Source organism: Pseudomonas sp. MYb60 (genome assembly GCF_002979555.1).
Classification (GTDB): Bacteria; Pseudomonadota; Gammaproteobacteria; order Pseudomonadales; family Pseudomonadaceae; genus Aquipseudomonas.
Genome location: NZ_PCOZ01000006.1, coordinates 193,532 through 218,311, shown reverse-complemented (window position 1 = coordinate 218,311; position 24,780 = coordinate 193,532). Strand labels below are relative to the sequence as shown.

Genomic DNA, 24,780 nt, shown 5'->3' with positions numbered 1-24,780 from the left:
ACTGACTGCCGTAATCCATTTCAAGATTGGGAGCGTCACAACAATGAAAATGCATAAGACCCTGTTGGCCGCCACGCTCTGCGCGGGTTTGCTGGCCAGCGCTGGCGCCCAGGCGGCCGGTTGGTGCGAGTCCGGCAAGCCGGTAAAATTCGCGGGCCTGAACTGGGAAAGCGGCATGTTGCTTACCGACATCCTGCAAACCGTGCTGGAAAAAGGCTACGACTGCAAAACCGATAGCCTGCCGGGTAATTCCATCACCATGGAGAACGCCCTGAGCAGCAACGACATCCAGGTGTTTGCCGAAGAATGGGTGGGCCGCAGTGAGGTCTGGAACAAGGCCGAGAAGGCCGGCAAAGTCGTGGGCGTCGGTGCGCCGGTCGTCGGTGCAATCGAAGGTTGGTATGTGCCGCGCTATGTGATCGAAGGCGACGCCAAGCGCAAGCTGGAAGCCAAGGCGCCCGACCTCAAGAACATCGCCGACCTGGCCAAGTACGCTGCGGTGTTCAAGGACCAGGAAGAACCGTCCAAGGGGCGCTTCTACAACTGCCCGGCAGGCTGGACCTGCGAGCTGGACAACAGCGAAATGCTCAAAAGCTACGGCCTGGAAAAAACCTACACCAACTTCCGCCCAGGCACCGGCCCGGCGCTGGATGCGGCAGTGCTGTCGAGCTACAAGCGCGGCGAGCCGATCCTGTTCTACTACTGGTCGCCCACCCCGCTGATGGGGCAGGTCGACCTGGTCAAGCTGGACGAGAAACCCGGCGTGGATAAAAGCGTGAGCATCAAGGTCGGCCTGTCCAAGACCTTCCACGAGCAAGCCCCGGAACTGGTGGCCGTGCTGGAAAAGGTCAACCTGCCCATCGACCTGCTCAACCAGAACCTGGGCCGCATGGCCAAGGAGCGCATTGAGTCGCCGAAACTGGCGAAGATCTTCCTCAAGGAACATCCTGAAGTCTGGCACTCCTGGGTAAGTGAAGACGCAGCCAAGAAAATCGACGCGGCCTTGTAGGTCAAGCGGGCCCGGCTACCCTGAGGGGCAAGCCGGGCGCCTGGCCACAACCCACTGGATCGAGAGCACGCTATGTTTCCTGAGAGTTTTACGTTTTCCATCGCCGACTGGGTCAACGGTTGGGTGGACTCGCTGGTTACCAACTACGGTGATGTGTTCCGGCACATTTCCGACACCCTGCTATGGGCCATCGTCAACCTGGAAGGGCTGCTGCGCGCAGCGCCCTGGTGGCTGATGCTGGCCATTGTCGGCGGCGTCGCCTGGCACGCCACCCGCAAAGTGGTGACCACGGCGGTGATCGTCGGCTTGCTGTTCCTGGTGGGCGCGGTGGGCCTGTGGGACAAGCTCATGCAGACGCTTGCGCTGATGATGGTCGCCACGGTGATTTCGGTGCTGATCGGCATTCCGCTGGGCATTCTGTCGGCGCGCAGCAATCGCCTGCGTTCGGTGCTGATGCCGCTGCTGGACATCATGCAGACCATGCCGAGCTTCGTGTACCTGATCCCGGTGCTGATGCTGTTCGGCCTGGGCAAGGTCCCGGCGATCTTCGCCACAGTGATCTACGCCGCGCCGCCGCTGATTCGTCTCACCGACCTGGGCATCCGCCAGGTCGACGGCGAAGTCATGGAAGCTATCAACGCCTTCGGCGCCAACCGCTGGCAGCAGCTGTTCGGCGTGCAACTGCCGCTGGCGTTGCCGAGCATCATGGCGGGTATCAACCAGACCACCATGATGGCCTTGTCGATGGTGGTGATCGCCTCGATGATTGGCGCCCGCGGCCTGGGTGAAGACGTACTCGTCGGCATCCAGACCCTCAACGTCGGCCGTGGCCTCGAAGCCGGGCTGGCGATTGTGATTCTTGCAGTGGTCATCGACCGCATAACCCAGGCCTATGGTCGTCCACGGCATGAGGCGAGCAAATGACTACTGTCAGCAAAATCGAAGTCAAAAACGTCTTCAAGATTTTCGGCGCGCGTTCCAAGGAAGCGCTGGCGCTGGTCGGCCAAGGCAAGACCAAGGACCAGGTGCTCGCGGAGACCGGCTGCGTGGTCGGCGTGAACGATTTGTCCCTGAGCATCGGCACGGGTGAGATCTTCGTGATCATGGGCCTGTCGGGTTCCGGCAAGTCCACGCTGGTTCGCCACTTCAACCGGCTGATCGACCCCACCAGCGGCGCGATCCTGGTGGACGGCGAGGACATCCTGCAACTGGACATGGAAGCCCTGCGCCAATTCCGCCGACACAACATCAGCATGGTGTTCCAGAGCTTCGGCCTGTTGCCCCACAAAAGCGTGCTCGACAACGTTGCCTACGGCCTCAAGGTGCGCGGCGAAAGCAAGCAGGTTTGCACTGAACGCGCGCTGCACTGGATCGAAACCGTGGGCCTCAAGGGCTACGAAAACAAATACCCGCACCAGCTCTCCGGCGGCATGCGCCAGCGCGTCGGCCTGGCCCGCGCCTTGGCGGCCGACACCGACATCATCCTGATGGACGAAGCCTTCAGCGCCCTCGACCCGCTGATCCGCGCCGAGATGCAGGACCAATTGCTGGAGCTGCAAAAGACCCTGCACAAGACCATCGTGTTCATTACCCATGACCTCGATGAAGCCGTGCGCATCGGCAACCGTATTGCGATCCTCAAGGATGGCAAGCTGATCCAGGTCGGCACACCGCGCGAGATCCTGCATTCGCCGGCGGATGAGTACGTGGACCGGTTTGTCCAGCGGCGGGCGGCGGTGGTTTGAGCCCGGTTTTGTGGTGAGGCTGCTGGCCCTATCAGGGGCCAGCCTCCGCCTACACTTGTCCACATTTCAACGTTGGAATTCGGTCAGTGTGGGAGGGGGCTTGCCCCCGATAGGGCCAGCACAGCCACACAAGCATTCAAGAAGGTATAAAGATGCCCCAGCCAACAACAATCACTCTTGCCGATACCCCCTTACGCTGGCAGGACGTCGCCGCCGTCGCCCGCCACGGCGCAACCCTTGAGCTCTCGCCCCAAGCCTGGGCGCGCATCGACAATGCTCAAGCCATCGTGCAACGCATCGTCGCCAGCGGCGAACGCGCCTACGGCGTCAACACCGGCCTGGGTGCCTTGTGCAACGTATCGCTTGAGGGCGAACAGCTCAGCCAGTTGTCGCGCAATACGCTGTTGAGCCACGCCTGCGGTGTCGGCCCGATGCTCAGTGACGAGCAAACCCGCGCAATCATCTGCGCCACGGTCATCAACTACAGCCACGGCAAATCCGGTCTGCATCCGCAGGTCGTGCGCGCGTTGCTCGCGCTGCTCAACCACGGCATCACCCCGCAAGTGCCGTCCCAGGGTTCGGTGGGCTACCTGACCCACATGGCCCATGTCGGCGTGGCGCTGTTGGGTGTAGGCAATGTGAGTTACAAGGGTCAGATCGTTCCGGCGCAACAGGCGTTAAGTGCCGAAGGCTTGCAGCCCGTGGCGCTCGGTGCCAAGGACGGCCTGTGCCTGGTCAACGGCACGCCGTGCATGACTGGCCTGAGCTGCCTGGCCCTGGCCGATGCCCACCATCTGCTGCAATGGGCCGACGTGGTCGGCGCCATGAGTTTCGAGGCCCTGCGCGGCCAGATCGACGCGTTCGATGAAGCAATCATCGCCCTCAAGCCACACCCTGGCATGCAGCTCGTCGGCAGCAACCTGCGCACCTTGCTCGATGGCAGCGAAGTCATCGCCAGCAGCAAAGGCGTCCGCACCCAGGACGCCCTGAGCCTGCGCTCGATCCCGCAGATCCACGGCGCTGCCCGCGACCAGTGGGCACACGCCTCCCGCCAGATCGAGACCGAGCTCAACAGCGCCACCGACAACCCGCTGTTGCTCGGCACGCCGGACAGCTACCGCGTGATGTCCCAGGCCAACCCTCACGGGCAATCGGTGGCGCTGGCCGCCGACCTGCTGGCCATCGCCATGGCCGAAATCGGCTCGGTGGCCGAACGCCGCCTGGACCGCCTGATCAACCCTCACGTCAGCGGCTTGCCGGCGTTCCTGGTGAGCAACCCCGGGGTCAACTCCGGGATGATGATCGTGCAGTACGTCGCCGCTTCACTGTGTGGGCAGAATCGTCAATTGGCGCAGCCGGCGGTGCTCGACAACTTCGTCACCTCGGGCCTGCAGGAGGACCACTTGAGCATGGGCACCAACGCTGCGCTCAAGCTGCAGCAACTGCTGGCCAACGTCACCCAGATCCTCGCCATCGAGTACCTGCTGGCGGCACAGGCCTTCGAATTCCTGAAGGACCAGCGCTTCGGCGCCGGCACCGACCGCGCCTGGCGACGGTTGCGTGACGTCGTGCCGGCTTACGAACAAGACCGCTGGCTGGCGCCGGATATTGCCGTCGCCGCCCAGCTGATCAAAGACACCGCCTTGCCGAACGTGCACTGAACATTTATTTAAAAGAAGAATTCAAAAGGAGTAGGAATGTGACTGCGCTAAACCTGATCCCAGGCCAACTGAGCCTTGCCCAACTGCGAGCCATCTACCAGCAGCCGGTGGCCCTCAGCCTGGATGACAGCGCCTCGGCGCAGATCGAAGCCAGTGTGGCCTGCGTGGAGCAGATTCTCGCCGAGAACCGCACCGCCTACGGTATCAACACCGGCTTCGGTCTGTTGGCCTCGACCCGCATCGCCAGCGAAGACCTGGAAAACCTCCAGCGTTCCCTGGTGCTGTCCCACGCTGCGGGCGTCGGTGAGCCGATCAGCGATGCGCTGGTGCGGCTGGTCATGGTGCTCAAGGTCAACAGCCTCAGCCGTGGGTTCTCCGGGATCCGTCGCCAGGTGATCGATGCGTTGATCGCGCTGATCAACGCCGAGGTGTATCCGCACATTCCGCTTAAAGGCTCGGTGGGGGCGTCGGGGGATCTGGCGCCCTTGGCGCACATGTCCCTGGTGCTGCTGGGCGAAGGCAAGGCGCGCTACAAGGGCGAATGGCTGGACGCCACCGACGCACTGAAGGTCGCTGGCCTGACGCCGCTGACCCTCGCCGCCAAGGAAGGCCTGGCGCTGCTCAACGGCACCCAGGTGTCCACCGCCTATGCCCTGCGTGGTCTGTTCGAAGGCGAAGACCTGTTCGCCGGCGCGTTGGCGTGCGGCGGCCTCACCGTTGAAGCCGTGCTGGGCTCACGCTCGCCCTTCGATGCGCGTATTCACGCCGCCCGTGGCCAGCGCGGGCAGATCGACGCCGCTGCGGCCTATCGCGCGCTGCTGGGCGAGAGCAGCCAGGTATCCCAGTCGCATCAGAACTGCGACAAGGTGCAGGACCCGTACTCCCTGCGCTGCCAGCCACAAGTCATGGGCGCCTGCCTGACCCAGTTCCGCCAGGCCGCTGACGTGCTGGTCGTGGAAGCCAACGCCGTGTCGGACAACCCGTTGGTATTTGCCGCCGAAGGTGACGTGATCTCCGGCGGCAACTTCCACGCCGAACCGGTGGCCATGGCCGCCGACAACATGGCGCTGGCGATCGCCGAGATCGGCTCCCTGAGCGAGCGGCGTATTTCGCTGATGATGGACAAGCACATGTCCCAGCTGCCGCCGTTCCTGGTGGGCAACGGGGGGGTCAACTCCGGGTTCATGATCGCTCAGGTCACCGCCGCGGCACTTGCCAGCGAGAACAAGGCGCTGGCCCATCCCCATAGCGTCGACAGCCTGCCCACCTCCGCCAACCAGGAAGACCACGTGTCCATGGCCCCGGCGGCGGGCAAGCGCCTGTGGGAAATGGCCGAGAACACCCGTGGGATTCTAGCTGTGGAATGGCTGGCGGCGTGCCAGGGCCTGGACCTGCGCGAAGGCCTGAAAACCTCGCCGAAACTGGAACAGGCCCGGGGCATCCTGCGCAGCAAAGTGGCGTTCTATGACAAGGACCGCTTCTTTGCGCCCGACATCATCGCCGCCAGCGAACTGCTCGCCAGCCGCTGCCTGAACGAACTGGTGCCGGCCCAGTTGCTGCCGAGCCTGTAAGCTGAAGAGGTGTTGATGAAAATCCTATGGCAACACTGTCACATTGCGACCATGGCCGGTGGGCAGTACTCGATCATCGAGGACGCCGCCATCGTCACGACGGGTCCGCTGATTGAATGGATCGGTCCGCGCAGCGACGTGCCTGCAGCGGATTACAGCGCTACCCACGACTTGCAAGGCGCCTGGGTCACCCCCGGCCTGATCGACTGCCACACCCACACCGTGTTCGGAGGCAACCGCAGCGGCGAGTTCGAGCAACGCCTTCAAGGCGTGAGCTACGCCGAGATCGCCGCCCAGGGTGGCGGTATCGCCAGCACCGTGCGCGCTACCCGAGCCGCCAGTGAAGATGAACTGTTCGCAAGCGCCCATAAGCGCTTGCGCAGTCTGCTGCGCGACGGCGTGACCACGGTAGAGATCAAATCCGGCTACGGCCTGGACCTGGCCAACGAACGCAAGATGCTGCGGGTCGCCCGGCGTCTCGGCGAGGCACTGCCGGTGAGCGTGCGCGCCACCTGCCTGGCGGCCCATGCGTTGCCGCCCGAATACAAGGACCGCGCTGACGATTACATCGACCACATTTGCACCGAAATGCTGCCGGCCCTGGCGGCCGAAGGGCTGGTGGACGCGGTGGATGCGTTCTGCGAATACCTGGCGTTTTCCACTGAGCAGGTAGAGCGTGTGTTCAAGGTTGCTCGGCAACTCGGCCTGCCGGTGAAACTGCACGCCGAGCAACTCTCGTCGCTGCACGGCTCCAGCCTGGCGGCGCGGTACCAGGCGTTGTCGGCGGATCACCTGGAGTTCATGACCGAAGAGGACGCCGTCGCCATGGCCGCGTCCGGCACGGTCGCGGTGTTGTTGCCGGGGGCGTTCTACTTCCTGCGGGAAACCCAGTTGCCGCCGATGGATGCCCTGCGCAAGCACGGCGTGAAAATCGCCATCGCCAGCGACCTCAACCCCGGCACCTCGCCGGCGCTGTCGCTGCGCCTGATGCTGAACATGGCCTGCACCCTGTTCCGCATGACCCCGGAAGAAGCGCTCGCCGGCGCCACCCAACACGCGGCTAACGCATTGGGCATGGGAGACACCCACGGTTCGCTGGAAGTGGGCAAGGTCGCGGACTTTGTCGCCTGGCAGATCGATCGCCCGGCTGACCTGGCTTACTGGCTGGGTGGCGAATTGGATAAACGCGTCGTGCGCCATGGCGTCGACGTCAACGTATAAGGAGTGCGTTGTGGATAAGGTTCTGAACTTCAAACAAGGCCGCGTGCCGCTGCTGATCAGCATGCCCCACGCCGGCCTGCGCCTCACGCCCGCCGTCGAGGCCGGGTTGATCCCCGACGCGCAAAGCCTGCCGGACACCGACTGGCACATCCCCACGCTGTATGACTTTGCTGAAGAACTGGGTGCCAGCACCCTGTCGGCGGAGTATTCGCGCTTCGTCATCGACCTGAACCGACCTTCTGACGACACGCCGCTGTACGCTGGCGCCACCACCGGCCTGTACCCGGCGACGCTGTTCGACGGCGTGCGTTTATTCCAGGACGGGCTCGCCCCGAGCGAAACCGAGCGCGCCAGTTACCTGCAAAAAATCTGGGGCCCGTACCACCGCAGCCTGCAAGAGGAACTGGCACGCCTCAAGGCCGAGTTCGGCTACGCCTTGCTGTTCGATGCGCATTCGATCCGTTCGGTGATCCCGCACCTGTTCGACGGCAAGCTGCCGGACTTCAACCTCGGCACCTTCAACGGTGCGGCGTGCGATCCACAGTTGGCCAGCCAGCTGGAAGCCGTCTGCGCGCAGCATCCTCAATACACCCATGTGCTCAATGGGCGCTTCAAGGGTGGGCATATCACCCGCCATTACGGCGACCCGGCTCAGGACATTCATGCGGTGCAACTGGAGTTGTGCCAGAGCACCTATATGGAAGAGGTTGAGCCGTTCCGCTATCGCGAGGATTTGGCCGCGCCGACGCGGGTGGTCCTGAAGCAATTGCTGCAGCAGTTCTTAGCCTGGGGTAACAAGCGTTACGCCTAATCCTGAGCCTGACATGGAGCCCCCTCCCACAGGTGAATGCATTCCAAGTGTGGGAGGGACATGCTCATCGCGCCATTCGGGTTTATAGTGCCAGACGGCAGAATAATAGACGTCCCCCCAGGGATGAACCCGAACCCCTACGGAGCGCGCAATGCAGACTTGGTACCCGCAGATCAAACCCTACGCCCGGCACGATCTGGCCGTCGATGACATCCATACCCTGTACGTCGATGAAAGTGGCTCTCCCGAAGGCTTGCCCGTTGTCTTCATCCACGGCGGCCCCGGTTCCGGGTGCGATGCCCAGAGCCGCTGCTATTTCGACCCGAACCTCTACCGCATCGTCACCTTCGACCAGCGCGGCTGTGGTCGTTCCACCCCGCGTGCGAGCCTGGAGAACAACACCACCTGGGACCTGGTCGCCGACCTCGAGCGTATCCGCGAACACCTGGGCATCGAAAAATGGGTGCTGTTCGGTGGGTCATGGGGTTCCACCCTGTCCCTGGCCTACGCGCAAACCCACCCCGAGCGTGTGCACGGCCTGATCGTGCGCGGCATTTTCCTGGCCCGCCCCCAGGACATCGAATGGTTCTACCAGGCTGGCGCCAGCCGCCTGTTCCCGGATTACTGGCAGGACTACCTCGCGCCCATCCCGGTCGAGGAGCGCCACGACATGATCGCGGCCTACCACAAGCGCCTCACCGGCAACGATCAGATTGCCCAGATGCATGCGGCCAAGGCCTGGTCCGGCTGGGAAGGGCGCATGCTCGGCCTGTGCCCGAGCCCCGCCCATGTGGAGCGGTTTTCCGAACCGCAGCGTGCGCTGTCCATCGCGCGCATCGAGTGCCACTACTTCACCAACAATTCGTTCCTGGAACCCAACCAGCTGATCCGCGACATGCACAAGATCGCCCATCTGCCTGGCGTAATCATCCACGGGCGCTACGATATGATCTGCACCCTGGACAACGCCTGGGAGCTGCACCAGGCCTGGCCCAACAGTGAGTTGCAGGTGATCCGCGAGGCGGGGCACGCAGCGTCCGAGCCGGGAATTACCGACGCACTGGTGCGCGCGACCGGCGAGATGGCACGGCGCCTGCTTGATTTGCCGCCTGAAGAAGCATGAAGGGCCTGTTGCAACGGGTGCGTGGCGCCCGGGTCGAGGTGGCGGGCGAAATCGTCGGGGCGATTGACCAAGGGTTGTTGGTGCTGGTCGCGGTCGAACCCGACGATACCCCGGAGAGCGCCAATAAATTGCTGCACAAGCTGCTCAATTACCGGGTGTTCAGCGACGACGAGGGCAAGATGAACCTGTCCCTCAAGGACATCGGCGGCGGTTTGCTGCTGGTGTCCCAGTTCACACTGGCGGCTGACACCAAGAGCGGGCTGCGGCCGAGCTTTTCCACAGCCGCTGCGCCGGCATTGGGAGCCGCGCTTTTCGATCATTTGTTGTTACAAGCGCAACAATTGCATGGCAAGGTGGCGTCAGGGCGTTTTGGCGCCGACATGCAGGTGCATTTGGTCAATGATGGCCCCGTGACCTTCCTGCTGCAGACCTGAATGTATTGAAAACGACTTTTAATGCTTAAAAACGCAGGTTTTCGCTACAAATACTTCGCTGCCCCTGATGCGTTGTCTCGCGGGCTACTAGATAATCGCGCGCTACGGGGATCAGCGTTGATTGGTCCATTTTTGACTTAGGTAGAGTGTTGTCCGACGACCCTTGGGGAATCATTTTGACCCTTGGGAGTCGGAACATTGCTCGCCAACCTGGCATATAGATAGCTGGCCGTTGGTTTTTTGATCTGTTTTCGGCGAGGGTTGCTCGTGATTGTTAGTCCCTGTAATGCACCAAAATTGTCTGCCAAACGGTTACGAAACGCACTGGTGACGGGCTCAGCCCTGTTTTGCCTGTTCGGCGCGGGTCAACTGTGGGCATTCAGTCTGGATGATGTGTCGGCCAAGGCAAAAGAGCTGGCCGGACAGAAATACGAAGCTCCGCGCAGCAATCTGCCGAACGAATTCCGTGAAATGAAGTTCGCGGACTACCAGAAGATTCGTTTCCGCAACGAAAAAGCCGAGTGGGCCGATCAGAACACACCGTTCAAGCTGTCCTTCTATCACCAGGGTATGCACTTCGATACCCCGGTGAAAATCAACGAAGTCACCGCCAACAGCGTCAATGAAATCAAGTACGACCCTACTCGTTTCGATTTCGGCGATGTGAAATTTGATCCTAAAGCCACCGAACAGCTGGGTTATGCCGGCTTCCGTGTGCTGTACCCGATCAACAAGGCCGACAAGCAAGACGAAATCATGACCATGCTCGGCGCCAGCTATTTCCGCGTCGTTGGCAAGGGCCAGGCATATGGCCTGTCCGCCCGTGGCATGGCGATCGACACAGCGCTGCCGTCCGGCGAAGAGTTCCCGCGTTTCACCGAATTCTGGATCGAACGTCCGAAAGAGGGTGACAAGCACCTGGTGATCTTCGCCCTGCTCGACTCGCCACGCGCGACCGGCGCCTACCGCCTGATCCTGCGTCCGGGCTCGGACACCATTGTCGACGTGAAATCCCAGATGTTCCTGCGTGACAAGGTCAGCAAGCTGGGCGTTGCCCCGTTGACCAGCATGTTCCTGTTCGGCGCCAACCAGCCGTCCAAGGTGCTCAACTACCGTCGCGAGCTGCACGATTCCAGCGGTCTGTCGATCCACGCCGGCAATGGCGAGTGGATCTGGCGTCCGTTGAACAACCCTAAACACCTGTCGGTCAGCAACTTCACCGTCGAGAACCCGAAAGGTTTTGGCCTGCTGCAACGCGGTCGCGATTTCAGCCACTACGAAGACCTGGACGACAACTACGACAAGCGTCCGAGCGCCTGGATCGAGCCTGAGGGCGACTGGGGCAAAGGCACCGTCAACCTGGTGGAGATCCCGACTGCCGACGAAACCAACGACAACATCGTTGCGTTCTGGAGCCCGGAAAAACTGCCGGAAGTCGGCCAGCCGCTGGACGTCGCCTACCGCCTGCACTGGACCATGGACGAGAAAGCCCTGCACCCGGCCGACAGCGCCTGGGTCAAGCAGACCCTGCGTTCCACCGGTGACGTGAAGCAATCGAACCTGATCCGCCAGCCTGACGGCAGCGTGGCCTACCTGGTGGACTTCGAGGGCCCGTCCCTCAAGGCCCTGCCTTCGGATGCCCCGGTACGCAGCCAGGTGAGTGTTGGCGACAACGCCGAGCTGGTTGAAAACAGCGTGCGCTACAACGAGCACACCAAAGGCTGGCGCCTGACCCTGCGCATGAAGATCAAGGACGCAGGCAAGCCGACCGAAATGCGCGCAGCCCTGGTGCAGGACGTCGCTCCGCCCGCCGCTGTGCAGGACTCAAGCCACGTCCTCAAGGCTGACAAAGTCCTGGCCAAGCAACACGAAAAACAGGCCAAGAAAGACGCAAAAGACAAGGAAGCCAAGCAGCCAGAAGCTGCCCCAGCCACGCCGGAACCGATCAAGACCGAACAAGTCCTGACCGAGACCTGGAGCTATCAGTTGCCTGCCGATGAGTAATTCCCAAGTCACGCCAGAGACGCTGTCCGAGTACCTGGCGCATTTACCGATGACCGCTGAGCAGCGCGCCGAACTGGCGGGCTGCACATCTTTCACCGAACTGCACGAGCGTTTGTCGTCCAAGACCTTCGACGCGCCGACCGATGCCGCCCAGGCATCGGTTGGCAGCCGCTTGAAACTGAGCACGGCCGAAGACCTGCAGGACGCCGAAATGCTCGCGGTGGACGCCGCTGGCCGCATCTGCCTCAAGGCCACGCCGCCGATTCGTCGCACCCGCGTGGTGCCGGAGCCGTGGCGCACCAATATCCTGGTGCGCGGCTGGCGTCGGCTCACCGGTCGTACCAACCCGCCGAAGCCGCCGAAGGACGAACGCGTCCTGCCGGCTGCGCGCTGGCGTACCGTGGGTTCGATCCGCCGCTACATCCTGCTGGTGCTGATGCTCGGCCAGACCATCGTCGCCGGCTGGTATATGAAAGGCATCATGCCGTACCAGGGTTGGTCGCTGGTGGACTTCGACGAAATCCGCAACCAGACCCTGCTGCAGACCGCCACTCAGGTACTGCCGTATGCGTTGCAGACCAGCATCCTGATCATGTTCGGGATCTTGTTCTGTTGGGTATCGGCGGGTTTCTGGACCGCCTTGATGGGCTTCCTGGAGCTGCTCACCGGCCACGATAAATACCGGATCTCCGGTAAAAGTGCCGGCGACGAGCCGATTCCGAAGGACGCGCGCACCGCGCTGGTGATGCCGATCTGCAACGAAGACGTGCCACGGGTGTTCGCCGGCCTGCGCGCGACGTTCGAATCGGTAGCCGCCACTGGTGACCTGGACCGCTTCGACTTCTTCGTGCTCAGCGACAGTAATGACGCCGACATCTGCATCGCCGAACAGCAAGCCTGGCTCGACGTGTGCCGTGAAGCCGGCGGTTTTGGCAAGATCTTCTATCGCCGCCGTCGCCGTCGCGTAAAACGCAAGAGCGGCAACCTCGACGACTTCTGCCGTCGCTGGGGCAGTGACTACAAGTACATGGTCGTCCTCGACGCCGACAGCGTAATGAGCGGCGAATGCCTGACCAGCCTGGTGCGCCTGATGGAAGCCACGCCGGACGCCGGGATCATCCAGACCGCGCCGCGTGCGTCGGGCATGGACACTCTGTATGCGCGCATGCAGCAGTTTGCTACCCGCGTGTACGGCCCGCTGTTTACCGCCGGCCTGCACTTCTGGCAGTTGGGTGAATCCCATTACTGGGGTCACAACGCGATTATCCGCATGAAGCCGTTTATCGAGCACTGCGCCTTGGCGCCGTTGCCGGGTAAAGGTGCCTTCGCCGGTGCGATCCTCTCCCACGACTTCGTCGAAGCTGCGCTGATGCGCCGTGCCGGCTGGGGCGTGTGGATTGCCTACGACCTGCCGGGCAGCTACGAAGAACTGCCGCCGAACCTGCTGGACGAACTCAAGCGTGACCGTCGCTGGTGCCACGGCAACCTGATGAACTTCCGGCTGTTCCTGGTCAAGGGCATGCACCCGGTGCACCGCGCGGTGTTCCTGACTGGCGTGATGTCCTACTTGTCGGCGCCGTTGTGGTTCCTGTTCCTGGTGCTGTCCACCGCGTTGCTGGCGGTGAACACCCTGATGGAGCCGCAATACTTCCTGGCGCCGCGCCAGTTGTATCCGCTGTGGCCGCAATGGCATCCGGACAAGGCGGTGGCACTGTTCTCCACCACCATCGTGCTGTTGTTCCTGCCAAAACTGCTGAGCATCATCCTGATCTGGGCCAAGGGCGCGAAAGAGTTCGGCGGCAAGTTCAAGGTGACCTTGTCGATGCTGCTGGAGATGTTGTTCTCCATGCTGCTGGCGCCGGTGCGGATGATCTTCCACACCCGTTTCGTGCTCGCCGCGTTCCTCGGCTGGGCCGCTACCTGGAACTCGCCGCAGCGTGACGACGACTCCACCCCATGGAGCGAGGCGGTCAAGCGCCACGGTCCACAAACCGTGCTGGGCTTCCTGTGGGCCCTGCTGGTGGTGTGGTTGAACCCGAGCTTCCTGTGGTGGCTGGTGCCAATCGTCGGTTCGCTGATGCTGTCGATTCCGGTGTCGGTGATTTCCAGCCGCGTCGGGCTGGGCCTCAAGTCCCGTGACGAGAGCCTGTTCCTGATTCCTGAGGAATACAATCCGCCGCAGGCGTTGCTCTCCACCGAGAAGTACACCCACGAAAACCGTTGGCATGCGCTCAACGACGGCTTCGTGCGGTCGGTGGTCGACCCGCAGCAGAACGCGCTGGCTTGCGCCCTGGCGACCTCTCGTCACCGTGAGGCGGAACCGATCGAGTACCTGCGTACCGAGCGTGTGCGTCACGCGTTGAAAGTCGGCCCGGCCGGCCTCAACAACGGCGAGCGTGTGGCCTTGCTCAGCGACCCGGTGGCCTTGGCCCGCCTGCACGAGCAGGTCTGGAGCGAAGGGCATGCCGAGTGGCTGGCGGCATGGCGTGATTCGGTCAAGAACGATCCGCACGCGCCGTTGCTGCCTCTGCAACCGCTGGTCTCCCAGGCCCAACCGGCCTGATTCAGACGCCCCCGGGGGTTCTCCCCGGGGGCGCTTGAAGCGCTGGTCCTACAGCGTTTTGCGTCTCTTCCTGAGCGCGCTAACTCCTTGTTATTTCGAAACAAAAGTCCCTCGACAGAGGCGTATTGCCGTGCCCGTGGCTGCGTTAGCATCGCCCCCCAATCGGAGTTAGACCACAGGGGCATTCATGTTCAAACGTTATGGTTCGGCGTTGCTGCTCGGCGCTGTCACATTGATTCACATCGGCCTGGCGCAGGCCGGCGCGCTGGATGATGCCGTTCGACGCGGCGTGCTGAAAGTCGGCACCACGCCCACCTATGTGCCCTTCGAAATGACCGATAAGCAGGGGCGCATTGTCGGTTTCGAAATTGACCTGCTCAACGTGATGAGCCAGGCCCTCGGCGTCCAGTTGGAGCTGGTCGTCGTGCCTTACACCGATTTGGTGCCAGGTCTGCTGGAAAACAAATTCGACCTGATCGGCAGCGGCATGACTGTCACCCAGGAGCGCAACCTCAAGCTCAACTTCAGCGACTCCTTCATGGTCGTGGGCCAGAGTGTGTTGCTGCACCCAAGCCTGTTGGGCAAGGTCAACAGCGTGGAAGACCTCGACGATGCCAGTTATCGGGTTGCCACAATTGATGGCACTACCGGCCAGGCCGCGGCACGCCGGTTTCTCGGCGCGGCGCGGTTGAGCAGCTTCGCCACGCCCGAGGAAGGCGTGCGTCACGTAGTGGACGGCCGGGCCGATGCGTTTATTCACGATGCGCCGTACAACGTGATTGCCCTGAGTCGACCAGAAAACAGCCAATTGCTGGCGCTGGAGCAGCCCTTTACGTTCGAACCGCTGGCGTTTGGGGTGAAAAAAGGCGATTTCGACAGCCTCAACTGGATCAACCACTTCCTCAACCAAGTGGCCCAGGACGGCACCTACGATCAGTTGCACGACAAGTGGTTCAAGGACACTGGCTGGCTGGCGGAACTCGACTGAAATTCATAACTGCTTACACATCAGTCTGCCCCTGCATGCCTGTCTACGTCTGCGTTCAAGCGCGCAGTTGTGGGGATTATCCGACATACGCCGACAACAAATACCCGTGAAACCTTTGTGACGGGCAACGAGTGGGTTAGGATCGCATCCCGAAATGGTGCAGCCCGTTTGCGCGCCGACCTTATAAGAATCGTTCAGGGGACTTGATGATGAAAAAGTATCTTTCGATGCTGCTGCTAGGCGTCACCGCGCTGGTCGCGGCGAATGCGGCCCAAGCCGGCGCGATTGACGATGCGGTCAAGCGCGGCACGCTGAAAGTCGGCATGGACCCGACTTACATGCCGTTCGAAATGACCGACAAACGCGGTGAAATCATCGGCTTCGAAGTCGACATCCTCAAGGCCATGGCCAAGTCCATGGGCGTCAAGCTGGAGCTGGTCTCCACCGGCTACGACGGCATCATCCCGGCTTTCCTCACCGGCAAGTTCGACATGATCGGCAGCGGCATGACCCTGACCCAGGAACGCAACCTGCGCCTGAATTTCAGCGAACCGTTCATCGTGGTCGGCCAGACTTTGCTGATCCGCAAGGAGCTTGAAGGCACTATCAAGTCCTACAAAGACCTGAATGACGAGAAATACCGTCTGACCTCCAAGCTCGGTACCACCGGCGAGATGGTCGCCAAGAAGCTGATCTCCAAAGCCAAGTACCACGGCTACGACAACGAGCAGGAAGGCGTGCTGGATGTGGTCAACGGCAAGGCCGATGCCTTTGTGTATGACGCGCCGTACAACGTGGTGGCCGAGAAGAAAGTCGGCAACGGCAAGTTGGTGTTCCTCGACGAACCGTTCACCTTCGAGCCGCTGGCATTCGGCCTGAAGAAGGGCGACTACGACAGCATCAACTTCATCAACAACTTCCTGCACCAGATTCGTAACGACGGCACCTACGATCGCATTCATGACAAGTGGTTCAAGAGCTCCGAGTGGCTCAAGGACATGGAATAAGGCTGGCTGAATACCGAGTCGCTCCCATCGCAGGCAAGCCCGCTCCCACATTTGACGGTGTTCACACATCAAAATATGGGGGCGGGTTTGCCCGCGATGACGGCCTGACAAGCGACATCAATCCCGGAAAGTGAAATGAAACAGAAAAAAGCCCAATGGCCCTGGCATCTGCTGACCGTGGTCGTGCTGGTCGGCCTGGCTGGCGCGTTGTACTACGCCACCTCGCTGATGTCCTACGAGTGGCGCTGGAACCGTGTGCCGCAGTACTTCGCCTATCAGGCCGAAGTGTCCCAGCGCGCCGAAGACATCTCCACCGTTGTCGAACTGGTGCGCAAAGGCGATGTGGCCGAAGTGACCCTGCGTAACGATGCGGGTGTCGAGCAGACGCTCACCGTCGCCGACAACAGCCTGCAAGTGGCGCGCGGCGATGACGTGGCCGAGGGCGATGTGGTCGGCGTGACCCGGCATTGGGCGCTGGGGCCGTTGATGTGGGGCTTGTGGACCACGTTGTGGCTGTCGGTGGTGTCCGGCATCCTCGGCCTGGTGATCGGCCTGGCGACCGGTTTGTGTCGCTTGTCCAGCAACCCGACCCTGCGGGACCTGTCGACGATCTACGTCGAACTGGTGCGCGGTACGCCGCTGCTGGTGCAGATCTTCATTTTCTATTTCTTTATCGGCACGGTGCTCAACCTGTCACGGGAATTCGCCGGGATCGCCGCGCTGTCGCTGTTTACCGGCGCCTATGTGGCCGAAATCGTCCGTGCCGGCGTGCAGTCCATCACCCGTGGCCAGAACGAAGCCGCTCGCTCGCTGGGCCTGAGCGCCAGCCAGTCGATGCGCCACGTGGTGTTGCCACAGGCGTTCAAGCGCGTGCTGCCGCCGCTGGCGGGACAATTCATCAGCCTGGTGAAAGACACCTCGCTGGTCTCGGTGATTGCGATTACCGAACTGCTCAAGAGCGGTCGCGAAGTGATCACCACCTCGTTCTCGCCGTTTGAAATCCTGTTCTGCGTGGCAGGCCTGTACCTGCTGATCAACCTGCCGCTGTCGAAAATGGCCAGCCGGCTTGAGCGGAGGCTCGCGCAAAGTGATTGAAGTCCGCGATCTGGTAAAAGTCTTCGACACCCGTGGCCATGTGGTGCGCGCGGTGGACCACGTCACCACCCAAGTCGCCAAGGGCGAAGTGCTGGTGGTGATCGGCCCTTCGGGTTCCGGCAAGTCCACCTTCCTGCGCTGCCTTAACGGCCTGGAAGAGTTTGATTCGGGCTCGGTGAGCATCGACGGCCTGCAACTGGCCGACCCGAAAACCGATGTGAATGCCTATCGCCGCGAAGTCGGCATGGTGTTCCAGCACTTCAACCTGTTCCCCCACATGACGGTGCTGGAAAACCTGTGCCTGGCCCAGAAAGTCGTGCGCAAGCGCGGCAAGAAGGAACGTGAGGCCAAAGCCCTGGCGTTGCTGGAAAAGGTCGGCATTGCGCAAAAGGCCAACGAATTTCCATCACGCCTTTCCGGGGGGCAGCAACAACGTGTGGCGATCGCCCGCGCGCTGGCGATGGAGCCCAAGGTGATGCTGTTCGATGAGCCCACCTCGGCGCTCGACCCGGAAATGGTCGGCGAAGTGCTGGATGTGATGAAGACACTGGCGCTGGAAGGCATGACGATGGTCTGCGTCACCCACGAAATGGGTTTTGCCCGCGAAGTGGCCGACCGAGTGCTGTTCTTCGATCACGGCAAACTGCTCGAAGACGCCGCCCCGGCCGAGTTCTTCGACGCGCCCAAAGACCCTCGCGCCCAGGCGTTCCTGCGTCAGGTCCTATAGCACTGATTGAAACTGTAGGAGGGCAGCGCATTTCTCCTGGTTGCCCGGATTATCGTTGAAGATTTTCGCGAGCACGCTCGCTCCTACAGTTTGAATTTTCCTACCAGCGTTTGCAGGTCCAGGCTCAATCGGGTCAATTGGGCGCTCGCCGCTGCTGTGTCTTCACTGGCGGCGGCGGTTTGTTCTGACACGTCTCGCACTTTCAATACGCTGCGATTGATTTCCTCGGCCACTGCGCTCTGTTGCTCGGCGGCCGCGGCAATCTGTGGGTTCATCTCCTGGATCACCGACACCGTTCGGGCGATGGCCGCCAGGGCGTCACCAGCATCGCGCGTGAGTTCGACACTGTGGTCGGTCAGGCTGCGGCTGCTGTCCATGATGTCGGCGACTTGCTGGGTGCCGCTGTGCAGGCCCTTGATCAGTTGCTCGATCTCTTCGGCAGACGCTTGTGTGCGTTGGGCCAGGCTGCGCACTTCGTCCGCCACCACCGCGAAGCCTTCGCCCGCATTGCCCGCGCGTGCGGCTTCGATGGCGGCATTCAACGCCAGCAGGTTGGTTTGTTGAGAGACGGACTTGATCACGTCCAGCACGCTGCCGATCTTCTGGCTCTCCTGCTGCAACGTCAGCATCGCGCGGCCCGAGAGGGCCATTTCTTCCGCCAGTTGGCCGATGTGCTCGACCGCCTGCGTCACCACTTTGTCCCCGGCGCTGGCTTGTCGATCGGCTTCGTTCGCCGCAACCGAGGCCTGCTCCGCATGCCGGGCAACCTCCTGCGCGGTGGCGAGCATTTCGTTCATGGCAGTGGCGACCTGATCCGTTTCCTCCCGTTGCTGGTTGATACCGCTACGGGTCTGCTCGGTAACGTCCGTCAGTTGGGTGGCGGCGCTGGCGATTTGCCGGGCGCTGTCGCCGATGCCACTGATCAGGTTGCGCAGGTTGCGCGTCATGTCGCCGATGCTGCGCTGCAATTGGCCCAGTTCATCACGCCGCTCTGTCTGGTTATCGTGGCTCAGGTCGCCGTCGGCGATGCGGTTGGCGCAGGCCAGTGCCTGGCGCAGTGGAACGGCTATCTGCCGGGCGATCCACCAGGCCGCTAGGGTGCCGAGCAGCAGGGCGACCAGGCTGACGCTGATGAGCAGCGTGCGCGTCTGACCGGCTTCCACTTCGCGCTTGAGGGTTTGACCCTGGCTGAGCAGGTCGCCTTGTTCCAACAGTTGGTCGAGTTGTTGTTCGAAGCGGTTCTGCACGGCTTCTGTCTCGAGCTGGGCCTGTTTGAGCCGTAGCAATTGCTCGCGATAGCCGACTATATCGGTCTTGATCACGGTTGAATCCACCGCCAGCGTTTGCACGGTCGCCAGTGCGGTCTCCAGTGCGCCCAGTGTGTTGCCGACGGTCTCGGCATAGGCTTGCAGGGACTCGGCAGCCCAGGCAGGTTTCTGGGTGTCGTCATCGGCGTGGGCCATGGCCTGGCGCAGGTTTTCGATGGCATCGAGGGCCTGCTGGTCTTGCTGGTCGGGCAACTCACTGGCCAATTGGGCCAGGGTGTCGCTGGCCTGGAGTGCAAGCTTCCTGAGCGGCGCGCGGGTGCGCTCGCGGTGTTCGATCAGTGGCGGAAGTTCGGTGAGCGCTGCTTTGAAACCGGTGACCAGGCGTTTTGCCACCTCAATACGCTCGTTGTCTGCCGAGTCCCTCAGGCGCAGTGAAAGGGTGGCCAGGTGGTGGTCTATTTTTTCGATCTGCGCGCTGAGACGGCCCAGGCTGCTGGTGTCGGTCAGGGTTCGATAGACAATGCGGTCCGCACGCATGGCCTCGGCCTCGACCGACAACTGCCCCAGGGTCGTCAGGCTGGTGGAGCGGTACAGCACGGCGCTGAGGGCTTGCCAGCCGGTGACGGCGATGGCGAAGCTGAGCAGCAGCACTTGCCCGAAACCCAGGGCGAGCTTGAGGCGGACGCTGGCGTTGTCGAGCAAACGGGTCAGGCGGGGGAACATGGTGCACCTCCAAATCTGCAAAAGCGCGTGGACCAACGCTAAATCGATTCGAGGTGATGGCGGGCTGATAACTGCGTAGGAAATTTCACAAATTGCGGCGGCCTCGATGAGCCGCCGCGATGGTCGGTCAGATGCGGAAACGCCCGACCAGGCTTTGCAGGTAGACGCCCAGGCGGGCCAATTCTGCACTGGACGCAGCGGTTTCTTCACTGGCGGCGGAGGTTTGCTCTGACACATCCCGCACGTTCAACACGCTGCGGTTGATCTCCTCGGCCACGGCGCTCTGTTGCTCGGCGGCGGTGGCAATCTGGGAGTTCATCGCCTGGATGGTCGATACCGTCCGGGTGATGCTCTCCAGGGCGCTGCCGGCGCGGCGGGTCAGTTCGACGCTGCTGTTGGTGAGGCCACGGCTGTTGTCCATGATGGTCGCCACCTGCTGGGTGCCGCTTTGCAGGCCGACAATCAGCTCTTCGATCTCTTCGGTGGATTTTTGCGTGCGCTGGGCCAGGCTGCGCACCTCGTCGGCCACCACCGCGAAACCGCGGCCGGCCTCACCGGCACGCGCCGCTTCGATCGCGGCATTGAGGGCCAGCAGGTTGGTTTGCTGGGCCACGGACTTGATCACGTCGAGCACGCTGCCGATCTTGTCGCTTTCGCGCTGCAGGTGGCCCATGGCTTCGGTGGAGTGGCCGACCTCGGTGGCCAGGCGTTCGATCTGGGCGATGGCCTCGCCAACCACCTTGTCGCCTTCGCGGGCCTGCTGGTCGGCGGCCACAGCCGCTTCGGACGCTTCTTCGGCATTGCGCGCCACTTCCTGCACGGTGGCGGCCATCTCGTTCATGGCGGTGGCGACCTGGTCAGTCTCGACCTTCTGGCTGTTGACCCCGGCGCTGGTCTGCTCGGTCACGGCGGACAGTTGCTCGGCGGCGCTGGCGATCTGGGTGACACCGTCGCTGATGCCGCCGATCAGTTCGCGCAGGCCCACGGTCATGCTCTGCATGGCGCGTTGCAGTTGGCCCAGTTCGTCCTGGCGCGCGGAGTTTAGGTTGTGGCTCAGGTCGCCCGAGGCCACACGCTGGGCCACTTCCAGGGTCTGATTCAGCGGGATGATGATCTGGCGAGTGATGGCCCAGGCCGCCACGAGGCCGAAAAGCAGCGCCAGTACGGTCGCCATCAGCAGGAAGTATTTGGCTTGCGCCGCATCGTGGTCGCGCACTGCCGTCTGGGACAGGGTGAGTTTGTCGCTGTTGGCCAGCAGTATGTCACCTTGGGCCGCCATGATTTTCAAGGTCGCGGCGCTGGTCGTTTGGGAGTCGCGGAACTGGCTGACGGCGGCACGGTAGGCTTGCAGCGACACGCCGGCCTGTTGCAGGTTGGCCTGGTAATCGCTCGGCAGTTGGTCTTGCAGGTCGCTGATTTTCTTCAGGGCATTGTCGATGGCGTCGAGGGCGGGCTGCTCGGCCTCGACCTTGGCGCTGTAGGTGTAGCCGCGCACCTGGAAGCGCGCCTGCTGGATCAGCTTACTCAGGTCCACCACGCTGTTGAACTGGCTGACGCTGTCACCTTGCAGCAGGGTCTTCTCGATCTCGCGGGTCTTGGCCACGGCGTTGTCGGCCGTGTCGCCCAGCTTGCTACGCGCATCCTCGCGGTTGGCACCGGCCTGGACCATGGCGCTGAACGCACGCTTGTATTGGTCCACGGCGGCCAGTTGCTCGTCGATCAGAGCAACGTCGGCAGGCTGTTCAATCAGGGTGCGGGCGGTCTTGAGGCCGTTGTCCAGTTTGCTCAGCAAGTCGCTGACCGCGCCGGGACCCTGGTCGCCACGGTGCATCTCGTAGGCCAGCCGGGCGATGCGCAGGTCCTTGGTGAGGGCGCCCATGCTGGAGATATAACCCAGCTTGTCACCGCGGCTGGTCACATCGCCCAGGCCGGTCCAGCCGGTGACGGTGGTCATCAGTGTCAGCAGCAGCACCAGGCCAAAGCCCAACGCCAATTTGGTTTTTACGCTGACATTTCCCAGCTTTTCGGCTAACCCACGATACATGCTGCAAACTCCCCTGGAACAAGGCTTGGACTTATTCCGGGGTTATCGGCTGCGTAGGACCGTACTGTAGGAAATGGATCAAATAGTGCGCGGATGTACTCAGTTTCCCGACGTGGCACCGGTCGGAATGTAAGCGGTGGCTTGCCTGCGAAGGCGTTAGGTCAGCCACCAGGCTGTGACTGACATTCGGTCTTCGCGGGCAAGCCCGCTCCTACAGTGGTGTGGCGGGGTTGTTCTGGTTGGGTCAGAACAGGCGCGCGAGCAGGGCGGTGACGGCGGTTTCGACACGCAGGATGCGTGCACCCAGTTGCACCGGTTGCAGCCCCGCCTTGGCCAGCAGGTCGACTTCGTAGGGGATCCAGCCGCCTTCCGGGCCGATGGCGAGGGTCACCGGTTCATCCAGGCCGCGAGGGCACGCCGGGTAGTCGCCAGGGTGGCCGATCAGGCCGAGGCTGCCCGCGGCCATGGCCGGCAGCCGGTCTTCGACGAAAGGTTTGAAGCGCTTCTCGATGATGATCTCGGGCAGCACCGTGTCCCGTGCCTGTTCCAGGCCGAGCACCAACTGCTCACGAATCGCCTCGGGCTCCAGGAAAGGGGTCTGCCAAAAGCTTTTCTCGACCCGGTAGCTGTTGACCAGCACCACCTTGGGCACGCCCATGGCGGCGACGGTCTGCAGCACCCGGCGCAGCATCTTCGGGCGGGGCAGGGCCAGCAGCAGGGTCAGGGGCAGTTTGGCCGGCGGTGGCTGGTCGAAGCTCACTTGCAGCTCGGCTTCGGTGGCTTCCAGGCGCAGCAACCGGGCATTGCCCATCAGGCCGCCGATACGCCCCACACGCAGGCTGTCGCCGACGGCGGCGCGGTGCACGTCCTGCATGTGCACCAGGCGCCGGTCACGCAGCACCACGCGGTCGGCCGCGATAAAGTCGGCCGCTTCAAGCAGCAGCAGGTTCACGGCTGGGTCGCTGGCGGCTGGTCGTCGTCGGCGGGTTGGTCATCCGGGTGTTCGCCGCGCTTGCTGATCAGGCCGCTGAACAGGATGCCGATCTCGAACAGCATCCACATCGGCACGGCCAGCAGGGTCTGGGAGAAGATGTCCGGCGGGGTGAGGATCATGCCGACCACAAAGCAGCCGATGATCACGTAAGGGCGGATCTTCTTCAGGTACGCCACGTTGACCACGCCGATCCACACCAGCAGCACCACGGCCACCGGGATTTCGAAGGCCACGCCAAAGGCGAAGAACAGCGTCATCACGAAGTCGAGGTAGCTGGTGATGTCGGTCATCATTTCCACGCCGGCCGGGGTGGCGGCGGCGAAGAACTTGAAGATCAGCGGGAACACCAGGAAGTAGGCAAACGCCATGCCGGTGTAGAACAGCAGGATGCTCGACACCAGCAACGGCACGGCGATGCGCTTTTCATGCTTGTACAGGCCCGGTGCGATAAAGCCCCAGATCTGGTGCAGGATCACCGGGATCGCCAGGAACAGCGAGACCATCATCGTCAGCTTCAACGGCGTCAGGAACGGCGACGACACATCGGTGGCGATCATCGTCGCGCCGGCCGGCAGGTACTGGCGCAGCGGCGTCGAGACGAAGGTGTAGATCTGCTGGGTAAAGGCGAACAACCCGGCAAAGATGATGAAGATCGCCGCTACGCAACGCAGCAGGCGGGTACGCAACTCGGTGAGGTGCGAGACCAGCGGCATGTGCTGGTCGTTTTCCGGTTTATCAGCGCTCATGGGGCTCGCGGCGGCAATGTAGGGTCATGGGGCGCGGGCGACGCGACGGGCGTCGGCGCAGGCTCGGTGGGCACAACAGGGGTGGCTTCGACGGGCGGCGCGGGGGCGATGCTCTGCTCGGCGACAGGCTCGACCGGCTTGGCCGGCTGCTGGTCCGGGGAGAGGATCTTGCGGGCTTCCTGCTCCAACGACAGGATGTGCTCGTTGTGCAGCTGCCGGCGGATTTCGTCGGCGCCGATTTCCCGTTCAACTTCCTGTTTGATCGCGTTGAAACTGCGTTTCAGGCGCCCGATCCACAGGCCGGCCGTGCGCGCGGCACCGGGCAGGCGTTCCGGCCCCAGTACCAGCAGGGCCACGAGGCCGACGAGCAGCAGTTCAGAGAAGCTGATACCAAACATTAGTCAGTGCTCACGAGTCTTTGCGGGTCGGCTCTTCGACTTTCTCAGCCTGCACGTCGAAGGTGCGACGCTCGGTGATCGGCTGGGCGGCCTGCGGGTGCACAGGCTGGGCCGGTGGGACCGGATTGGCAGCCGGGTCGGCAGGCTTTTCGTCGTCGTTCATGGCCTTGCGAAAGCCCTTGATCGACTCACCGACGTCGGTGCCCAGGTTTTTCAGCTTCTTGGTACCGAATACCAGTACCACGACCACGAGAATGACGATCCAGTGTTTCCAGTCAAAAATGCCCATGCTGCCAATCCTCAGTAAAAGTTATTCAGGTAGTCGGGCGCGAGGCCTTTTCGGCGTGCCCGGACAAGCCAAAGCGACGGTCCAGTTCATCCAGCACGGCCTGCGGATGCTGCCCCAGTTGGGCGAGCATGACCAGGCTGTGGAACCACAAGTCAGCGGTTTCGTAGATCACATCGCTGCAGTCGCCGCTGATTTGCGCGTCCTTGGCGGCGATGATCGTCTCGACGGATTCTTCGCCGAGCTTTTCCAGGATCTTGTTCAGGCCCTTGTGGTACAGGCTGGCGACATAAGAACTGTCGGCGTCCGCGCCTTTGCGCTCTTCCAGTACCTGGGCCACGCGGTTAAGGGTATCGCTCATG

22 protein-coding genes and 1 pseudogene are annotated in these 24,780 nt (G+C 62.4%); 15 read left to right on the top strand and 8 right to left on the bottom strand.

All coding sequences use genetic code 11. From position 1 onward, the window contains the following. Positions 1-43: 43 nt before the first annotated feature. The 15 genes from CQ041_RS12530 (at position 44) to CQ041_RS12460 (ending at position 17,959) form a co-directional block, all read left to right on the top strand. Positions 44-1,009 (top strand): ABC transporter substrate-binding protein, encoded by a 966-nt coding sequence (locus tag CQ041_RS12530; RefSeq protein WP_105522142.1) that lies wholly within the window; start codon positions 44-46, stop codon positions 1,007-1,009. Positions 1,010-1,081: 72 nt separating this feature from the next. Beyond that, the gene (locus CQ041_RS12525; protein WP_028615386.1) at positions 1,082-1,933 is read left to right on the top strand and encodes a proline/glycine betaine ABC transporter permease; all 852 of its coding nucleotides are present in this window, start codon (positions 1,082-1,084) and stop codon (positions 1,931-1,933) included. Beyond that, complete coding sequence (locus CQ041_RS12520) at positions 1,930-2,754, top strand: glycine betaine/L-proline ABC transporter ATP-binding protein (protein ID WP_105522141.1); 825 nt, start codon at positions 1,930-1,932, stop codon at positions 2,752-2,754. Before CQ041_RS12525 ends, CQ041_RS12520 begins: the two co-directional genes overlap by 4 nt. A gap of 152 nt (positions 2,755-2,906) precedes the next feature. After that, positions 2,907-4,415, top strand: a complete 1,509-nt coding sequence (gene hutH, locus CQ041_RS12515) for a histidine ammonia-lyase (protein ID WP_105522140.1) — start codon at positions 2,907-2,909, stop codon at positions 4,413-4,415. Between the two features lie 38 nt (positions 4,416-4,453). Beyond that, positions 4,454-5,986, top strand: a complete 1,533-nt coding sequence (gene hutH, locus CQ041_RS12510) for a histidine ammonia-lyase (protein WP_105522139.1) — start codon at positions 4,454-4,456, stop codon at positions 5,984-5,986. A 15-nt stretch (positions 5,987-6,001) separates the two neighbouring features. Then, a complete protein-coding gene (gene hutI / locus CQ041_RS12505) occupies positions 6,002-7,207 on the top strand; it encodes an imidazolonepropionase (protein WP_105522138.1) in 1,206 nt (401 codons plus the stop codon). Between the two features lie 10 nt (positions 7,208-7,217). Further along, complete coding sequence (gene hutG, locus CQ041_RS12500; RefSeq protein WP_105522137.1) at positions 7,218-8,018, top strand: N-formylglutamate deformylase; 801 nt, start codon at positions 7,218-7,220, stop codon at positions 8,016-8,018. 151 nt (positions 8,019-8,169) lie between these two features. Beyond that, the gene (gene pip, locus CQ041_RS12495) at positions 8,170-9,141 is read left to right on the top strand and encodes a prolyl aminopeptidase (RefSeq protein ID WP_105522136.1); all 972 of its coding nucleotides are present in this window, start codon (positions 8,170-8,172) and stop codon (positions 9,139-9,141) included. Next, a complete protein-coding gene (dtd, locus tag CQ041_RS12490; protein WP_105522135.1) occupies positions 9,138-9,575 on the top strand; it encodes a D-aminoacyl-tRNA deacylase in 438 nt (145 codons plus the stop codon). The genes pip and dtd overlap by 4 nt, the downstream gene beginning before the upstream one ends. A gap of 267 nt (positions 9,576-9,842) precedes the next feature. Continuing rightward, positions 9,843-11,579 (top strand): glucan biosynthesis protein G, encoded by a 1,737-nt coding sequence (locus CQ041_RS12485; RefSeq protein ID WP_105522228.1) that lies wholly within the window; start codon positions 9,843-9,845, stop codon positions 11,577-11,579. Further along, positions 11,572-14,142 carry a glucans biosynthesis glucosyltransferase MdoH gene (gene mdoH, locus CQ041_RS12480; RefSeq protein WP_105522134.1) on the top strand — a complete coding sequence of 857 codons (2,571 nt, stop codon included), beginning with the start codon at positions 11,572-11,574 and terminating at the stop codon, positions 14,140-14,142. The genes CQ041_RS12485 and mdoH overlap by 8 nt, the downstream gene beginning before the upstream one ends. A 187-nt stretch (positions 14,143-14,329) precedes the next feature. After that, positions 14,330-15,130: a transporter substrate-binding domain-containing protein gene (locus CQ041_RS12475; protein WP_105522133.1), complete on the top strand. Its 801-nt coding sequence runs from the start codon at positions 14,330-14,332 to the stop codon at positions 15,128-15,130. Between the two features lie 209 nt (positions 15,131-15,339). Further along, positions 15,340-16,137: a transporter substrate-binding domain-containing protein gene (locus tag CQ041_RS12470; RefSeq protein ID WP_034109369.1), complete on the top strand. Its 798-nt coding sequence runs from the start codon at positions 15,340-15,342 to the stop codon at positions 16,135-16,137. 135 nt (positions 16,138-16,272) lie between these two features. Further along, positions 16,273-17,232, top strand: a complete 960-nt coding sequence (locus CQ041_RS12465; RefSeq protein WP_105522132.1) for an amino acid ABC transporter permease — start codon at positions 16,273-16,275, stop codon at positions 17,230-17,232. Next, the gene (locus CQ041_RS12460; RefSeq protein ID WP_017738829.1) at positions 17,225-17,959 is read left to right on the top strand and encodes an amino acid ABC transporter ATP-binding protein; all 735 of its coding nucleotides are present in this window, start codon (positions 17,225-17,227) and stop codon (positions 17,957-17,959) included. Before CQ041_RS12465 ends, CQ041_RS12460 begins: the two co-directional genes overlap by 8 nt. Before the next feature lie 83 nt (positions 17,960-18,042). Here the strand turns inward: CQ041_RS12460 and CQ041_RS12455 are convergent, their stop codons facing one another. From CQ041_RS12455 to CQ041_RS12425, 8 genes and pseudogenes are all read right to left on the bottom strand, one after another. After that, the gene (locus CQ041_RS12455; protein WP_105522131.1) at positions 18,043-19,950 is read right to left on the bottom strand and encodes a methyl-accepting chemotaxis protein; all 1,908 of its coding nucleotides are present in this window, start codon (positions 19,948-19,950) and stop codon (positions 18,043-18,045) included. Positions 19,951-20,077: 127 nt separating this feature from the next. Beyond that, positions 20,078-20,791, bottom strand: a complete 714-nt coding sequence (locus tag CQ041_RS26830) for a methyl-accepting chemotaxis protein (protein WP_371923016.1) — start codon at positions 20,789-20,791, stop codon at positions 20,078-20,080. A 144-nt stretch (positions 20,792-20,935) separates the two neighbouring features. Beyond that, positions 20,936-21,904: pseudogene (locus CQ041_RS26825) on the bottom strand (methyl-accepting chemotaxis protein); the annotation flags it as partial. A gap of 334 nt (positions 21,905-22,238) precedes the next feature. Beyond that, positions 22,239-22,946, bottom strand: a complete 708-nt coding sequence (locus CQ041_RS12445; RefSeq protein ID WP_105522129.1) for a 16S rRNA (uracil(1498)-N(3))-methyltransferase — start codon at positions 22,944-22,946, stop codon at positions 22,239-22,241. Then, entirely contained in the window at positions 22,943-23,734 is a 792-nt protein-coding gene (gene tatC, locus CQ041_RS12440) for a twin-arginine translocase subunit TatC (protein ID WP_049710428.1), read from the bottom strand. The genes CQ041_RS12445 and tatC overlap by 4 nt, the downstream gene beginning before the upstream one ends. Beyond that, positions 23,731-24,132 (bottom strand): Sec-independent protein translocase protein TatB, encoded by a 402-nt coding sequence (gene tatB / locus CQ041_RS12435; RefSeq protein WP_105522128.1) that lies wholly within the window; start codon positions 24,130-24,132, stop codon positions 23,731-23,733. Before tatB ends, tatC begins: the two co-directional genes overlap by 4 nt. Positions 24,133-24,142: 10 nt before the next feature. Further along, positions 24,143-24,421, bottom strand: a complete 279-nt coding sequence (locus CQ041_RS12430) for a twin-arginine translocase TatA/TatE family subunit (protein ID WP_017738835.1) — start codon at positions 24,419-24,421, stop codon at positions 24,143-24,145. Positions 24,422-24,446: 25 nt separating this feature from the next. After that, on the bottom strand, positions 24,447-24,779 hold the full coding sequence (locus CQ041_RS12425; protein ID WP_105522127.1) for a phosphoribosyl-ATP diphosphatase: 333 nt from the start codon (positions 24,777-24,779) through the stop codon (positions 24,447-24,449). Position 24,780: the final 1 nt, after the last annotated feature.

Bases quoted from the DNA above. Each gene is read 5' to 3' on its own strand.
- hutH (WP_105522140.1), top strand. From the start codon at position 2,907: ATGCCCCAGCCAACAACAATCACTCTTGCCGATACCCCCTTACGCTGG.
- tatB (WP_105522128.1), bottom strand. From the start codon at position 24,132: ATGTTTGGTATCAGCTTCTCTGAACTGCTGCTCGTCGGCCTCGTGGCC.
- CQ041_RS12470 (WP_034109369.1), top strand. From the start codon at position 15,340: ATGAAAAAGTATCTTTCGATGCTGCTGCTAGGCGTCACCGCGCTGGTC.
- CQ041_RS12425 (WP_105522127.1), bottom strand. From the start codon at position 24,779: ATGAGCGATACCCTTAACCGCGTGGCCCAGGTACTGGAAGAGCGCAAA.
- hutI (WP_105522138.1), top strand. From the start codon at position 6,002: ATGAAAATCCTATGGCAACACTGTCACATTGCGACCATGGCCGGTGGG.
- dtd (WP_105522135.1), top strand. From the start codon at position 9,138: ATGAAGGGCCTGTTGCAACGGGTGCGTGGCGCCCGGGTCGAGGTGGCG.
- pip (WP_105522136.1), top strand. From the start codon at position 8,170: ATGCAGACTTGGTACCCGCAGATCAAACCCTACGCCCGGCACGATCTG.
- CQ041_RS12520 (WP_105522141.1), top strand. From the start codon at position 1,930: ATGACTACTGTCAGCAAAATCGAAGTCAAAAACGTCTTCAAGATTTTC.
- tatC (WP_049710428.1), bottom strand. From the start codon at position 23,734: ATGAGCGCTGATAAACCGGAAAACGACCAGCACATGCCGCTGGTCTCG.
- CQ041_RS12455 (WP_105522131.1), bottom strand. From the start codon at position 19,950: ATGTTCCCCCGCCTGACCCGTTTGCTCGACAACGCCAGCGTCCGCCTC.
- CQ041_RS12465 (WP_105522132.1), top strand. From the start codon at position 16,273: ATGAAACAGAAAAAAGCCCAATGGCCCTGGCATCTGCTGACCGTGGTC.
- CQ041_RS12475 (WP_105522133.1), top strand. From the start codon at position 14,330: ATGTTCAAACGTTATGGTTCGGCGTTGCTGCTCGGCGCTGTCACATTG.
- CQ041_RS12430 (WP_017738835.1), bottom strand. From the start codon at position 24,421: ATGGGCATTTTTGACTGGAAACACTGGATCGTCATTCTCGTGGTCGTG.
- CQ041_RS12530 (WP_105522142.1), top strand. From the start codon at position 44: ATGAAAATGCATAAGACCCTGTTGGCCGCCACGCTCTGCGCGGGTTTG.
- CQ041_RS12525 (WP_028615386.1), top strand. From the start codon at position 1,082: ATGTTTCCTGAGAGTTTTACGTTTTCCATCGCCGACTGGGTCAACGGT.
- mdoH (WP_105522134.1), top strand. From the start codon at position 11,572: ATGAGTAATTCCCAAGTCACGCCAGAGACGCTGTCCGAGTACCTGGCG.
- CQ041_RS26830 (WP_371923016.1), bottom strand. From the start codon at position 20,791: ATGAACGAGATGGCCGCCACCGTGCAGGAAGTGGCGCGCAATGCCGAA.